The organism is Ferrigenium kumadai (genome assembly GCF_018324385.1).
In the GTDB taxonomy this organism is placed as follows: Bacteria; Pseudomonadota; Gammaproteobacteria; order Burkholderiales; family Gallionellaceae; genus Gallionella; species Gallionella kumadai.
This window is the reverse complement of record NZ_AP019536.1, coordinates 954,487-967,348: the sequence shown is the minus strand read 5'-3', so window position 1 is coordinate 967,348 and position 12,862 is coordinate 954,487. Positions and strand designations below refer to the sequence as shown.

At 59.8% G+C, this 12,862-nt stretch carries 13 protein-coding genes; 6 read left to right on the top strand and 7 right to left on the bottom strand.

Annotation, left to right across the window (positions count from 1 at the left end; all coding sequences use genetic code 11):
* Positions 1-47: 47 nt before the first annotated feature.
* The 3 genes from FGKAn22_RS04620 to FGKAn22_RS04610 are packed head-to-tail and all read right to left on the bottom strand — an operon-like array spanning position 48 to position 3,107.
* Positions 48-1,091 (bottom strand): bifunctional UDP-4-keto-pentose/UDP-xylose synthase, encoded by a 1,044-nt coding sequence (locus FGKAn22_RS04620; RefSeq protein ID WP_212786809.1) that lies wholly within the window; start codon positions 1,089-1,091, stop codon positions 48-50.
* A gap of 10 nt (positions 1,092-1,101) precedes the next feature.
* Positions 1,102-2,025 carry a formyltransferase gene (locus FGKAn22_RS04615; RefSeq protein WP_212786808.1) on the bottom strand — a complete coding sequence of 308 codons (924 nt, stop codon included), beginning with the start codon at positions 2,023-2,025 and terminating at the stop codon, positions 1,102-1,104.
* On the bottom strand, positions 2,022-3,107 hold the full coding sequence (locus tag FGKAn22_RS04610; protein ID WP_246487457.1) for a glycosyltransferase: 1,086 nt from the start codon (positions 3,105-3,107) through the stop codon (positions 2,022-2,024). The genes FGKAn22_RS04615 and FGKAn22_RS04610 overlap by 4 nt, the downstream gene beginning before the upstream one ends.
* 222 nt (positions 3,108-3,329) lie before the next feature.
* Between FGKAn22_RS04610 and FGKAn22_RS04605 the strand changes: the two genes are divergently transcribed.
* Positions 3,330-3,635, top strand: a complete 306-nt coding sequence (locus FGKAn22_RS04605; protein WP_246487456.1) for a c-type cytochrome — start codon at positions 3,330-3,332, stop codon at positions 3,633-3,635.
* Between the two features lie 77 nt (positions 3,636-3,712).
* Here the strand turns inward: FGKAn22_RS04605 and FGKAn22_RS04600 are convergent, their stop codons facing one another.
* The 4 genes from FGKAn22_RS04600 to FGKAn22_RS04585 are packed head-to-tail and all read right to left on the bottom strand — an operon-like array spanning position 3,713 to position 7,729.
* On the bottom strand, positions 3,713-4,837 hold the full coding sequence (locus tag FGKAn22_RS04600; protein ID WP_212786806.1) for a DegT/DnrJ/EryC1/StrS family aminotransferase: 1,125 nt from the start codon (positions 4,835-4,837) through the stop codon (positions 3,713-3,715).
* Between the two features lie 2 nt (positions 4,838-4,839).
* On the bottom strand, positions 4,840-5,211 hold the full coding sequence (locus FGKAn22_RS04595; protein ID WP_212786805.1) for an SMR family transporter: 372 nt from the start codon (positions 5,209-5,211) through the stop codon (positions 4,840-4,842).
* Entirely contained in the window at positions 5,208-6,851 is a 1,644-nt protein-coding gene (locus FGKAn22_RS04590) for a glycosyltransferase family 39 protein (RefSeq protein WP_212786804.1), read from the bottom strand. The genes FGKAn22_RS04595 and FGKAn22_RS04590 overlap by 4 nt, the downstream gene beginning before the upstream one ends.
* Positions 6,851-7,729, bottom strand: coding sequence for a prephenate dehydrogenase (locus FGKAn22_RS04585; protein ID WP_212786803.1), 879 nt, complete (start codon positions 7,727-7,729; stop codon positions 6,851-6,853). The genes FGKAn22_RS04590 and FGKAn22_RS04585 overlap by 1 nt, the downstream gene beginning before the upstream one ends.
* Before the next feature lie 160 nt (positions 7,730-7,889).
* Here FGKAn22_RS04585 and FGKAn22_RS04580 point away from each other — a divergent pair, with 160 nt between their 5' ends.
* The 5 genes from FGKAn22_RS04580 to FGKAn22_RS04560 all read left to right on the top strand — a co-directional run bounded on the left by FGKAn22_RS04580 (position 7,890) and on the right by FGKAn22_RS04560 (position 12,858).
* The gene (locus tag FGKAn22_RS04580) at positions 7,890-8,384 is read left to right on the top strand and encodes a Csu type fimbrial protein (protein WP_212786802.1); all 495 of its coding nucleotides are present in this window, start codon (positions 7,890-7,892) and stop codon (positions 8,382-8,384) included.
* A gap of 71 nt (positions 8,385-8,455) precedes the next feature.
* The gene (locus FGKAn22_RS04575; protein ID WP_212786801.1) at positions 8,456-9,199 is read left to right on the top strand and encodes a fimbrial biogenesis chaperone; all 744 of its coding nucleotides are present in this window, start codon (positions 8,456-8,458) and stop codon (positions 9,197-9,199) included.
* A gap of 28 nt (positions 9,200-9,227) precedes the next feature.
* A complete protein-coding gene (locus FGKAn22_RS04570) occupies positions 9,228-9,719 on the top strand; it encodes a Csu type fimbrial protein (RefSeq protein WP_212786800.1) in 492 nt (163 codons plus the stop codon).
* A 24-nt stretch (positions 9,720-9,743) separates the two neighbouring features.
* Positions 9,744-10,502 carry a fimbrial biogenesis chaperone gene (locus FGKAn22_RS04565; protein ID WP_212786799.1) on the top strand — a complete coding sequence of 253 codons (759 nt, stop codon included), beginning with the start codon at positions 9,744-9,746 and terminating at the stop codon, positions 10,500-10,502.
* Entirely contained in the window at positions 10,492-12,858 is a 2,367-nt protein-coding gene (locus FGKAn22_RS04560) for a fimbria/pilus outer membrane usher protein (RefSeq protein WP_212786798.1), read from the top strand. Before FGKAn22_RS04565 ends, FGKAn22_RS04560 begins: the two co-directional genes overlap by 11 nt.
* The last annotated feature ends 4 nt before the right edge of the window (positions 12,859-12,862 follow it).

Sequence of the window (12,862 nt, the reverse complement as noted above, 5' to 3'; positions counted from 1 at the left end):
ATCACGCCCTATAGTGACCGGGCCGCGATAAATCGCGCCCCTACAAATTAATCCACCAGGCCGCGCGCCTCGGCGATCTGGTTGCGGTAGGCGTCGAAAATCTTGCGCAGTGTGTCGGCCATGGTGGTGGTCGGTTTCCAGCCCAGTTCTTCGCAGGTGTTGGTGATCTTCGGCACGCGGTTCTGCACGTCCTGATAGCCCTTGCCGTAGTAAGCGGCGGAAGTCGTTTCGACGATCTTCACCTTCTTGGCGGAATCCTTGTACTCGGCGTACTCGTTCGCCAGCTTCAGCATCATGTCGGCCAGGTCGCGGATGGCGTAGTTGTTGGTCGGATTGCCGATGTTGTAGATCTTGCCGGTGGCCACGCCGTTCTTGTTCTCGATGATCTTCATCAGCGCGTCGATGCCGTCGTCGATGTAGGTGAAGGCGCGTTTCTGGTGGCCGCCGTCGACCAGGCTGATGTTCTCGCCTCGGATGATGTGGCCGAGGAACTGGGTCACCACGCGCGAGCTGCCTTCCTTCGGCGTATTGATGGAATCCAGGCCGGCACCGATCCAGTTGAATGGACGGAACAGGGTGAAGTTCAGGTTATCCTGCATGCCGTAGCCCCAGATCACGCGGTCCATCAGCTGCTTGGAGTTGGAGTAGATCCAGCGCGGCTTGTTGATCGGGCCGCAGATCAGTTCGGAATTGTCCGGGTCGAATTCTTCATCGTGGCACATGCCGTAGACTTCGGAAGTCGACGGGAACACCAGATGTTTGTTGTACTTCACGGCAGCACGCACGATGGGCAGGTTGGCTTCGAAGTCCAGCTCGAACACGCGCAGCGGTTGCTTCACGTAAGTGGACGGCGTGGCGATCGCCACCAGCGGCAGGATCACGTCACACTTCTTGACGTGGTATTCGACCCACTCTTTATTGATGGTGATATCGCCCTCGAAGAAATGGAAACGCGGCTTGCCGATCAGGTCGGAGATGCGGTCGGTGCTCATGTCCATGCCATAGACTTCCCAGTCGGTGGTGGCCAAGATGCGGTTGGACAGATGGTGACCGATGAAGCCGTTCACGCCGAGGATCAATACCTTTTTCATTACCGTTTCCTTAACAATTAAATTCAAATCTTGCGTTGCCATGCTCTGCGGCGAACTCCACCGCGCTCATCTCGACACCATCCAGCTCGAAGCGCACCACGCGCAACACACCGCTACCGCAGATCGCGTACGCCTTGCCTTCCTTCACATAAAAGGCGGGCTGTTCCTCGCCCGCTGCCGTGCATTTCGTCACCAGCGTCTGCAGAATGCGCATGGGTTTGCCCAACAGTTTAGTCGTCGCTCCCGGATAGGGGGGCGCCACCGCGCGCACCAGGTTGTGTATCTGCTGCGCGGACTGCGACCAGTCGATGACGCCATCCTCCGGCCTACGGCCACCGAAGTAGGCGCCCTTGCTCAAATCCTGTTTCACTGCTTGAGCCTTGCCCGTCAGCAATGCGGGCAGCACATCGTTCAACGCGATCTCTGCCGCCACCGTCACCTTCTGGAACACCTCATGCGCAGTATCGTCGGGAAGGATGGGCACGGCCTGTTGCGCCACGATGTCGCCGTTGTCCGGCTTCTCGGTCATGTAATGCAGCGTTGCGCCCGTTTCCGTCTCGCCGCGGATTATCGCCCAATTCACCGGTACACGCCCGCGATATTTCGGCAGCAGCGAACCGTGCATGTTCAGCGCGCCCTGCTTGGGAATCGCCAGCAGCGGCGCTTTCAGCATCTCGCGGTAGTAGAAGGAGAAGAAGAAATCAGGTTGCAGTGCAGCAATCTGCCCCACCACTTCCGGCACGTTCGGATTGTCCGGCGTGATCACCGGAATGCCGTGCAACTCGGCCAGTTTCTGCACGCTATCGAACCAGATGTTCTCATTAGGATTGTCGCGGTGCGTCACCACCAGCGCCACGTCCACGCCGTGCGCCAGCAGCACATTCAAGCAACGGTATCCTACGTTATGGTAGGCGAATACAACCGCTCGGCTCATTCCTGCGCGTCCGAGAACAAAGATGGATGCGCTGTTTCGTCGGCGGCCTTGGCTTTTCTCTTTTTCGGTTCGGCAACGGCGAAGGGATTGACCTCTCCCGCAACTACGTCAGCCTGCGAACTCTTCACTCGCCTGCCCTTGCCCTTCTCCTGCTCCTCCAGAACTGCCTCAATCAGGTAGCGCGGCCGGTGGCGCACCTGCTGGTAAATTCGTCCGATGTATTCACCCAGCAAACCGATGCCGAACAGAGCGATGCCGATCAGGAAGAACATCAATGCGAACAGGGTGAACAGGCCTTCCGCTTCAGGGCCGATCACCAAGCGGCGTATCGCCAGGAACACGAAGAACAGGCCGGAGAATACCGAGATCAGCATCCCCATCATGGAGAACATCTGCAACGGCACCAGCGAGAAACTGGTCATCAGGTCGAAGTTGAGACGGATCAGGCTGTAGAGCGAATACTTGGATTCGCCTGCCGCGCGCTCCTCGTGCCCCACCACCACCTCGGCGGGATTGCGCGCGAAGGTATAAGCCAGTGCTGGGATGAAAGTGCTCACTTCCTTGCAACTATTGACCGCATCGACGATATGGCGGTCGTACGCGCGGAACATGCACCCCTGGTCGGTCATCTTGATACGGGTGATGCGCTCGCGCAAGCCGTTCATGGCGCGCGAAGCGATGTGTCGCCAGGCACTGTCGTTGCGCTGGCGGCGGATCGAACCGACGTAATCGTGGCCCTCGTCCATCTTCGCCAGCAACAGGCCGATATCCTCCGGCGGATTCTGCAGGTCGGCGTCCAGCGTCACCACACGCTGCCCGCGGCTATGTTCGAAGGCAGCCATGATCGCCATGTGCTGGCCGAAGTTGCCGTTGAACAGGATCACCCGCGTCACTTCGGGCCGCTTCTGGAACTGCTCGCGCAGGATGGCGGCGGAACGGTCGCGGCTGCCGTCGTTGACGAACAGTACCTCGTAGCCGATGCCGAGCTTGTCCAGCGCCGGATACAGACGGTCGAACAAGGCCTGCAAACCTTGCTCTTCGTTATAGACGGGAATGACGACTGAAAGTTGGAGAGCGCTCATAGGGGCGGCATTTTACCGCATGGGGCGCAGTTAGCGAAATTACAAATCTTGTTACAAATCCGGCCGGAACTATAGGCAAAATCCTGTCATCCTACTCGCGTCGCCTGATTGCATGGCCTGGCTGCCGGCCCGGGAAACCGCCGGACATCCGAATCGCAAAGCTGGTGGCAGAAATTTGATCTGTTAATTATGAAAGGAAGCAAGATGCGCAAGATTCAATTGATGACTTCTATGTTGGTGGCCGGTGTTGTTTACGCAGGCGGAGCCATGGCTGCGGATGCGGACGGTGGCGCACTGCTGAAGAAGAACAACTGCCTGGCCTGCCATGCAATCGACAAGAAAGTGGTCGGCCCTTCTTACAAGGATGTGGCTGCCAAGTATCGCGGCCAAGCCGATGCAGAAGCCCAGTTGATCGCCAAGGTAACCAAGGGCGGCAAGGGCGCATGGGGCAGCATGCCGATGCCTCCGCAGACAGCCAAAGCGGACGAAGTCAAGACGATGGTTCAATACATCCTGTCGCAGAAGTAAGTCTATCCAGCGAACAACGCCTGCCCTGTGCAGGCGTTGTTGCTTTAACCTCCCGCTGCATCAGATTTTTCGCCGTATCAACCCGGTGACAGGATCTCCCTCACCGCCGCAACCACGCGTTCCACATCCGCCTCACTCATCCTGGGGAACATCGGCAGACTGACGATGTGCCGCCCTACGCTTTCGGCGATGGGGAACATACCTTCCCTGAAGCCGCGTTCGCGGTACATCTTGAACAGGTGGATAGGAGGGTAGTGCACGCCGCAACCGATATTGCGCGCTTTCATCTTTTCCATGAAATCGGCACGCACCACGCCTTGCGGCAGCACGATCTGGAACATGTGCCAGTTGGTATTCTCGAAATTCCGAATCGGCAGTTGCACCCCGGTCTTCTTTTCAAAATCCGCACCGAAGGTCGCGAAGTAATGTCTGGCCAGCGCATGGCGGCGCGCGGTGATGGCGTCCAGTTGCGGCAGTTGGCTCAGGCCGATGGCGGCGGCCACATCGGTCATGTTGTACTTGCCGCCCAGCACGTCCACTTCCATGCCGTCGAAGCCGCTGCGTGTCACGCCTTGCAATCGATACTTCTCCGCCAGGCGCGCTTCGTCGTCGTTGTTCAGCACCAGGCAGCCGCCTTCGGTCGTGGTGAGGTTCTTGTTGGCCTGGAAGCTGAACGAAACGAAATCGCCGAAACTGCCGATGCGCTTGCCCCCCCACTTCGAACCGATCGATTGTGCCGCGTCTTCCACCACGCGCAGATTGTGCTTGGCTGCGATGGCATACAGCCGGTCGCGATCCACCGGCAGGCCGGAAAGATCGACCGGGATGATGGCCTTGGTGCGCGGCGTGATGACTGCCTCGACCTTGTCCAGATCGATGTTGCGCGTGACCGGATCGATGTCGGCGAACACTGGGGTCGCGCCGACTTCGAGGATGACGTTGGAGGTCGCCACCCAGGAGATGGGCGTGGTGATGACCTCGTCGCCGGCACCGATGCCTGCAATGCGCAAGGCGATCTCCATGGTGCAGGTGCCGGAATTGAAGGTGCGCACCGGGCGCCCGCCGAAATAGGCGGAAAGTTGTCTCTCGAACTCGGCGACTTTGGGGCCGCTGGTGATCCAGCCGGAACGCAGCACATCGCCCACTGCAGCGATGGCGGCTTCGTCGATATAGGGCTTGGTGAAGGGCAGGAATTCAGACATGATCAAGCTCTCGAAATGATGATAACGCCGAGGATGATGACCCCCATGCCGACCAGCTTGGTCGGGTTGAATGCTTCACCCAACAGGTACCAGGCCGCAATTGCATTGACCACGTAGGCCATAGACAGCATCGGGAAAGCGATGCTGACCGGCACGCGCGACAGCGCGAGTATCCACACCACTACGCTGATGCCATAACAGAACAGGGCGGTGACGATGTGCCACTCGGTCGCCAGCTTCCAGCCGATGGGCAGGATATTCTCGGCACTGAACTCGAAATGACCGATGACATTGGTCCCTGCCTTCATCAGGATCTGCGCGGCAGCGTTGAGCATCACGCCTGTGAAGATCAAACCGAAGCTGACAAGGTTCATGGCTTCTTCACCACAATGTGTTGTGTATCTTCAAAAATGATCTGCATGGGTATGCCCAGTTGCTGGATTTGCGGATAGACATACGCCGGCATGATCGCCAGCGCAGCAGGCTGCGCCGCCCACGCCTTGGCGAACTCCTCCAGAGTAGGAATGTAGCGCTGCGGTTCCTGCTTGATGCCGTAGGCCATCTCATCCTGGTACTGCACCAGCGTGAACGTATGCTTGATATAGAACGGAAGCGTCTGCTCGTAGGTCAGCACCGAATAGAATGGGACGTCAGGCTTCACCTCGGCGCGGATCGCCTCGGCGATATGCTTGGCGGAACGCTCGCGTGCCACGGTTTCATAACCGGACAGGGCGATCTGCGCAGCCACCAGCGCACTCAAGGCCAGCACCGGCACCGCAATGACTTTTTTCCCGCGCCAGAGCAACAGCAGCCCCCCCACCAGACCGGCCAGCGACACCATCGCGGCTGTCACCAGCCAGGGCGCGTAATGCGGATACAACTCGGCCTGGTTCGGAGTATCGGCCAGCTTGCCCACATTCAGCGCCAGTGCCAGCAGCGCCAGCGGAACCAGCAACGCCGGCATCACCTGCCAGAACAGCACGCGCTCGCGCATCTCGGCGATGCGCTTGCCCATCAGCAACGCCAGCACCGGGAACATCGGCAGCAGGTAGGACGGCAGCTTGGAACCGGAGATGGAGAAGAAGACGTAGACGAACACCGCCCAGACCAACAGGAAGCGCTGGCTGTTGAACATCTGCTCGGGCAGCTTGCTGTTGCGGACGGTACGCCACACGCTGTCGAACATCAGCACTGTCCAGGGTAGCGCGCCCGCCAGCAGGATAGGAATAAAGAAATACCAGGGCTGGTAGCGCCCCAGATCCTTGGTGGTGAAGCGCGTGTAGTGTTCATAGATGAAAAATCGCTCGAAGAATTCCGGATTGGCCTTCATCACCAGCACGAACCAAGGCACGGTGATCACCGCGAACACCGCAAGTCCCGGTAGCCAGTGCATGCGTTTCAATACGCCGAAATCGCGCTGCACCAGGCAATAGATGAACAAGGCTGTACCCGGCAGGATGATACCCATCAGCCCCTTGCTCAGCACCGCCAGTGCCATGCCCGCCCAAGCCAGCATCATCCAGTTGCGCTGCTTCCTCACGTCGGCCTGCGCCTGGCCCAGCAGCAGGCCGGCAATACCCAGCGTAATGAAGAACGTCACGCCCATATCCAGCGTATTGATGTGCCCCATCAGCACATACAGCAGGCTGCTGGACAATAGCAGCGCGGCATAACCCGCCGCCTCGCGCCCGAACAGGCGCAGCCCGGCGAACCACACCAGCAGGATGCCGGCGAAACCGGTCAGACCTGTCCACAACCGCGTGGTCCACTGGTGTTCGCCGAACAGGGTATAGGCCGAGGCCGTCGCCCAGTATTGCAGGGGCGGCTTCTCGAAATACTTGAGTTCGTTGAGGCGCGGGGTCACCCAGTCGCCGCTCACCACCATCTCGCGCGGAATCTCGGCATAGCGCCCTTCGTCCGGCTTGATCAGCGTGCGGTATTCGAGGTTGGCGAACCAGATCACTGCGATGGCGATGACCAGCCACCAGACTTGCTTGCTTGAAATACGATCCATCATTGTCCTTGTCGTTCTGCCCATCCCGCGCGCAATTCGCGCGCAGTACGGAAAATCTGTTCGAGTCGTGCCGCGTCGCCCGCTTCCAGCGCGCTGCTCATCATGGTCAATTCGCCGATGTAGGCCTGCAATTCACGCAATAGCGCCTCTCGGTTGGCAAGGCTGATGTCGCGCCACATCTCAGGGGAACTCGCGGCGATGCGGGTGAAATCGCGGAAGCCGCTGGCGGCAAAGGAAAGCAGCAGATCGCGGTCATCGCGTTGCGCCAGGTCATGCACCAGCGCGAACGACAGCAGATGCGGCAAATGACTGACGGCCGCAAACACGGCATCGTGCTGCTCGGCGGTCAGTTCGCTCACTACCGCGTCGCACGCTTCCCAGGCTAGGCGCACGCGCGCCACGGACTCATTCGAATTTTCCGGCAGCGGGGTCAGCACCACTTTCTTGCCGACATAAAGATCAGCCATCGCCGCAGCCGCACCGCTCTTCTCCGCCCCCGCAATGGGATGCGCAGGAACGAACTGCGAGATCCTGCCGCCCATGTTTGCGCGAGCCGCAGCGACCACGTCGCCCTTGGTGCTGCCGCCGTCAGTGACCAGCGTATGTGCGCCGAGATGCGGCGAGATGCGTGCCATCAGTTCTGCCATCTGCCCGACCGGGGTGGCGAGCAGCACCAGGTCGGCATCCGCCACTTCGCACGCCACATCCTCGCCGATACGATCGATGATGCCAAGCTGTCTGGCCTGTTCAAGCGTCGCTGCGCTGCGCCCGAAGCCGACCACCTCGGACACCGCATGCGCCTTGCGCAAGGCAAGTGCAAACGATCCGCCGATCAGGCCGACGCCGAAGATCACTATTTTTTTGAACGATTGCGCCACAAAACCGCCACCAGTAAAAGTTCGAATTATACTCGAGCCGTCCCCTATTCCCTCCCGTTTTCGCTCTTCGCCTCAGCACAGATACGGCCTGACACGTAGCGCGCACAACCTGACTAAAATGGTGTACATTTTCACTCACTGTCCACATCGGGAGTTAGTCATGAAGAAGCCGCTCATTCGTTTGACCGCACTCGCCCTGATCTTCAGTTTGACCGGCGCACCAGCATACGCTGTCACCGAAACCGCCACCTTCAATGTCACCGCAACCGTCCCGACCAGCTGCTCCGTAACAGCTGGAAACAATCTGGATTTTGGCAACTATACCGGCACCGCCGATGTAGACGGAGCGACCCACATCCACGTCACCTGCACCAATGGCGGCAGTTACACCGTAGGTCTCGACTATGGTGCGCATCCCACCGGAACGCAACGCAAACTGGATAGCGACACGACAGCAGGCAATTTTTTGAACTATGAGCTTTACAGCGACGCGGGCCGAACAACCCCTTGGGGAAATGACGCCAGCTCCTGGGTGGCAGGCACCGGCACCGGCTCGGAGCAAACACTGGACGTTTATGGCCGAATCCCCACCGGCCAGACTCCCCCCATTGCCGGCACTTACCATGACGTCATAACAGTTACGGTCACGTTTTGACGATTGACATACCGCTGCGTCGGCACCAGGCGGGTACGATCAACATGAAATTTCATAATTGAGAGGGATCAATGTTCTCAGTCTCATCCGTTTCGCGCTTGGTAGCCACCGCCCTACTGTTGCTGATGGTCACCGCCGCAGCACAGGCCGCGTCGCTGTCCATCAGCCCGCTGGTCGTCATGCTGGATGAGAAAAAGCATTCCGCCGCGCTGACGCTCAAAAATGAAGGCAGCGAAGCAAAAGTCATCCAGACGGAGCTGCTGCGCTGGACTCAGGAGAATGGCGAGAACGTCCACACTCCCAGTCGAGACATCCTGGTCAATCCCCCTATCGCCAAGCTTCAACCCGGCCAGACGCAGGTCATTCGCATCGGGTTGAACCGCAAGGCGGACAATGCACAGGAGTTAGCCTATCGGCTCTATATCAGCGAAGTCCCTCCGCCGCCCAAGGAGGGTTTCACCGGCTTGCGCATCGCGCTGCGTCTGGGACTCGCCGTGTTTGTTAACCCCAGGGCCAAGCCGGTTGACAGGCTGGAGTGGAAGGCCGCGCGCAGCCCGGAAGGGATGCTGCAATTGACGTTGCTCAATGGCGGAAACCGACACATGCGCCTGACCAGCCTCAAAGTACGCGACACAGGCGGTGACCGGCAGTTGGCGGAATGGAAGGAAGGGCCGTTCACGCTGCTCGCCGGGCAGGCACGCCAAGTCATCCTGGCCCTGCCAGCCGACTGGCAGGGCCAACAACTTGGCTTGGTCGCCGGCACCGATGAGGGCCTGACAGAGACCAGAGTTGGACTGGAGCAACCCGCTCGCTAGCTACCGCTTCTGCACAGAGGAGACAAGGATGAGGTTACACCGGATTCTTTCCAAATCGCTCCTCGGCCTTTCCATCGCGCTGGCTGCAATAGCGCCGGCATCGGCCCAGTTGCAGACCTCCTTCCTGGTCACTGCAAGCATCGCAGGCACCTGCAGCGCAGCGACCGCAACCGAACTGGCATTCGGCAACTATGACGGCGGCCAGAATGACCGGACGTCCACCATCACTGTCACTTGCAGCACCGGCACCAGTTACGAGATCGGACTGAACGACGGCGCAAATTACAACGCCCCCAATCGCCGCATGAAACACGGTGCCGCCGATTACCTGAACTATGAACTTTACAGCGACGCCGGCAGAACGACCCGCTGGGGCAATGACGACAGCGGCGACGTACACATGATCAGCGACGGCACTGCACAGAACATCGACGTATATGGCCGCATGCCGGCCGGCCAGAATGGTCCGATCGGCAGCTATGCCGACACGATCACCGTGACTGTGACATTGAGCAACTAAGGGACACACTACCAAGGAGACCACATGAAACGACTATTGCGTTATAAGAGCCTGATCGCCGTCATCGTCTGCCTGTTGGGCCTGCCCAGCCCTGCCCGATCCACCAGCCTCAGTGTCACCCCTGTTGGAGCGGTGCTGGACGCCCGCCACCGCTCGATCGCGCTCACCCTTCAAAACGAAAGCAATGAGGTGAAGGTCATTCAAACGGAGCTGGTACGCTGGACCCAGCAGGATGGCAACAACGTATATGCGCCCAGCAGTGACCTGCTTATCAACCCACCCATGTTCACGCTCAAGCCCGGAAAACGACAGGTGATCCGCATAGGCCTGAAACGGAAGACAGATCTGAAGGCCGAACTGGCTTACCGACTGCGGCTGACCGAAGTCCCGCCCCCCCCCAAGGAAGGATTCACCGGCCTGCGCATCGCCCTGCGCCTTGACCTGCCGGTCTATGTGCAGCCGAAAGAAACCGAGAAGAACCAGTTGAACTGGAAAGCCAGCCGCAACGACAACGGTGAAGTGCTGCTCACCCTCCACAACATGAGCAACCACCACATCCAGGTAAAAGACATCAAAATGAGCGAAGCTGCAGGGGGCTGCCAGCTGGCGGATTGGCAGCCCCACAGTTTCGTGCTGCTGGCTGGGCAGTCGCGCCAGATCAAGCTGAAGCCCGACATCGAATGGAATGGCCGGCAACTCGAATTCACTGCGCACATCAACGATGGAATGGTTGCCGCCAAAGTCGAATTGGAACCGACCGGACAAGACCAAGTTGCGCCATAGGCCGCCCTACTTCCTTGCACCGCTGGCGCTGCTGTATCTGGCGGCTGGCGGCGTCGGTTACGCCCAGACAGCGGCAACACCCGCGACAACTCCGCCTCCCGCCGCCAATAAGAAGGCTGATTACACCTGTGAAGCCGAACTGCTGCTGGCAATACGTATCAATGGCGTCCCGCGGCTGGACTGCGAGCACATCGCCACGCTCAGTAACGGACGATTGGCCGCCAATGCCGAAGCCCTGAGGCACTGGCGCCTGCGCATTCCCCCAGTCGAACCCATTCTCTATGAGGGCGAAAACTATTACCCGCTCGACGCCATCCCGGGGCTGCATTACCAACTGGACGAAGCGGCGCAGGAACTTCAACTGGAAATTCCGGCCTCAGCCTTCGAGTCCAGCAGTTTCAATCTGACCGCGGGATTGCAACGCAGACCCCATGTTTCCCCGGGCGGCTTTTTCAATTACGACCTGCTCACCCAGCAAAGCACCAACAGCCAGAACATCAACGGCCAGCTGGAGGCAGGCGTATTCAACCAGCAGGGAGTGGGCACCACCACCGTCCTGTGGAGGAACCGCGGCACGCCGCACAATTTCACCCGTCTGGAAACCGCCTGGACCCATGACGATCCGGAATCCATATCGCGCTTCCAGCTGGGCGACAACATCAGCCGCGCCGGCACCTGGGGCCGCGCGATACGCTTCGGCGGCCTGCAGTGGCGCAGCAACTTCGACACCCAGCCGGGTTTCGTCACTTTCCCCCAGCCCAGCGCAACGGGCATCGCGGCCCTGCCTTCCACAGTGGACGTGTATGTCAACAACGCACGACGGACCAGCCAAGCAGTGCAGTCCGGCCCGTTCGAGATCAGCAACGTACCGGTCATCACCGGCGCCGGGGAAGTACAACTGGTGGTCACGGACTTGCTCGGGCGTCAACAGATCATCAGCCAGCCCTATTACGCCAGCCCTTCCATGCTGCGCGAAGGACTGAGCGATCATTCCTATGAGATCGGCTTTGACCGCCAGGATTACAGCCTGCTCAGCAATCGCTACGGAAAACCGTTCACCACCGCCACTCACCGCTATGGCATCAGCAACCGTTTCACCCGCGAGCTGAGGGCCGAAGTCCTGGCCAGTCAGCAGACTGCCGGGATGGGCGGCGTCTACCTGTGGCCGAGCTTCGGCACCGCCCAGACCGCGGTCGCCGCTAGCCATAGCCCGGACGGAAACGGCGCATTGTTCATGGCAGGCATAGAGCAGGTCAGCCGGAAATTTTCCTGGAGTGTGCAGGAGCAGATCAGCAGTCCCCGGTTCACCGAATTGAGCTGGGTATCCGGCAACGTTCGGCCGCGCAGCACGCAGAGCCTGCGCCTGGGCTTCCCCCTCGGCGAGCAGGGCGGCTCGCTGTCGCTCAATCACGTCAACCAGCAATACTGGGGACAGCCCGGCAATCGCATCTGGTCCGTCAACTACAGCCGCAACCTGTTCCGGGAGTTCTACCTGCTGCTGTATGCGACCCGCAGCGCAAGCGGAGCCAGCAGCAACCGCACCATCGGCTTCAACATCAGCTACTCTTTCGGCGACCGCACATCGGCCAGCGCCCAGTACAACCGGCAGAATGCAGGCAACGACCGCACGCTGCAAGTCCAGAAGAACCTGCCGGAAGGAGCCGGTTTCGGCTACCGCGTGCTGGCGCAGGAAGGCCTCAGCCGGCGCGAGGAAGCCAACGGTTCGTGGCAGACCGATCACGGCACCTACACCGCGGGCGCATCTCAGACTCCCAACGACTCCACTACAAGGCTGGGCGCCAGCGGCGGGATTGCGTTCCTGGGCGGATCGACCTTCGCCAGCCGCCGCATCGACGGCAGCTTTGCCGTGGTTGACACAGGGGGCTACCCTGACGTGCGTGTCTATCACGAAAATCGCCCCGTCGGCACCACCGACAGCAAGGGGCAGGCACTGATCCCGCATCTGCGCCCTTACCAGTTGAACCGCATCAGCATCGAACAGGAAGACCTGCCAATCGAGGCGCAGGTCGAACAACTGGAACTGCAGATCACGCCGGCGCTGCGCAGCGGCACTGTTGCCGAATTCCCGATCAAGAAGACCCGCGGCGGTACGCTGGTCATCGTGCTGGAAGACGGCTCATTCATCCCGTCCGGGGCGACGGTGATGATGCTGGACCATGAAGAAGAATATCCCATCGGCCAACGCGGAGAGGTGTTCCTGCCAGATCTGTCCGAATCCAACGAACTCCTGGTAAATTGGAAAGGTAAAGGATGCCAGATCAACATCAAGCTGCCGCCCGACAGCCCGCCTCTAGCCGATCTGGGCAAATACACCTGCGAGGGAGTGCTGCCATGATGAA

Excerpts from the sequence above, each read along its gene's own strand:
- FGKAn22_RS04620 (WP_212786809.1), bottom strand. The coding sequence starts at position 1,091 with ATGAAAAAGGTATTGATCCTCGGCGTGAACGGCTTCATCGGTCACCAT.
- FGKAn22_RS04615 (WP_212786808.1), bottom strand. The coding sequence starts at position 2,025 with ATGAGCCGAGCGGTTGTATTCGCCTACCATAACGTAGGATACCGTTGC.
- FGKAn22_RS04610 (WP_246487457.1), bottom strand. The coding sequence starts at position 3,107 with ATGAGCGCTCTCCAACTTTCAGTCGTCATTCCCGTCTATAACGAAGAG.
- FGKAn22_RS04605 (WP_246487456.1), top strand. The coding sequence starts at position 3,330 with ATGACTTCTATGTTGGTGGCCGGTGTTGTTTACGCAGGCGGAGCCATG.
- FGKAn22_RS04600 (WP_212786806.1), bottom strand. The coding sequence starts at position 4,837 with ATGTCTGAATTCCTGCCCTTCACCAAGCCCTATATCGACGAAGCCGCC.
- FGKAn22_RS04595 (WP_212786805.1), bottom strand. The coding sequence starts at position 5,211 with ATGAACCTTGTCAGCTTCGGTTTGATCTTCACAGGCGTGATGCTCAAC.
- FGKAn22_RS04590 (WP_212786804.1), bottom strand. The coding sequence starts at position 6,851 with ATGGATCGTATTTCAAGCAAGCAAGTCTGGTGGCTGGTCATCGCCATC.
- FGKAn22_RS04580 (WP_212786802.1), top strand. The coding sequence starts at position 7,890 with ATGAAGAAGCCGCTCATTCGTTTGACCGCACTCGCCCTGATCTTCAGT.
- FGKAn22_RS04575 (WP_212786801.1), top strand. The coding sequence starts at position 8,456 with ATGTTCTCAGTCTCATCCGTTTCGCGCTTGGTAGCCACCGCCCTACTG.
- FGKAn22_RS04570 (WP_212786800.1), top strand. The coding sequence starts at position 9,228 with ATGAGGTTACACCGGATTCTTTCCAAATCGCTCCTCGGCCTTTCCATC.
- FGKAn22_RS04565 (WP_212786799.1), top strand. The coding sequence starts at position 9,744 with ATGAAACGACTATTGCGTTATAAGAGCCTGATCGCCGTCATCGTCTGC.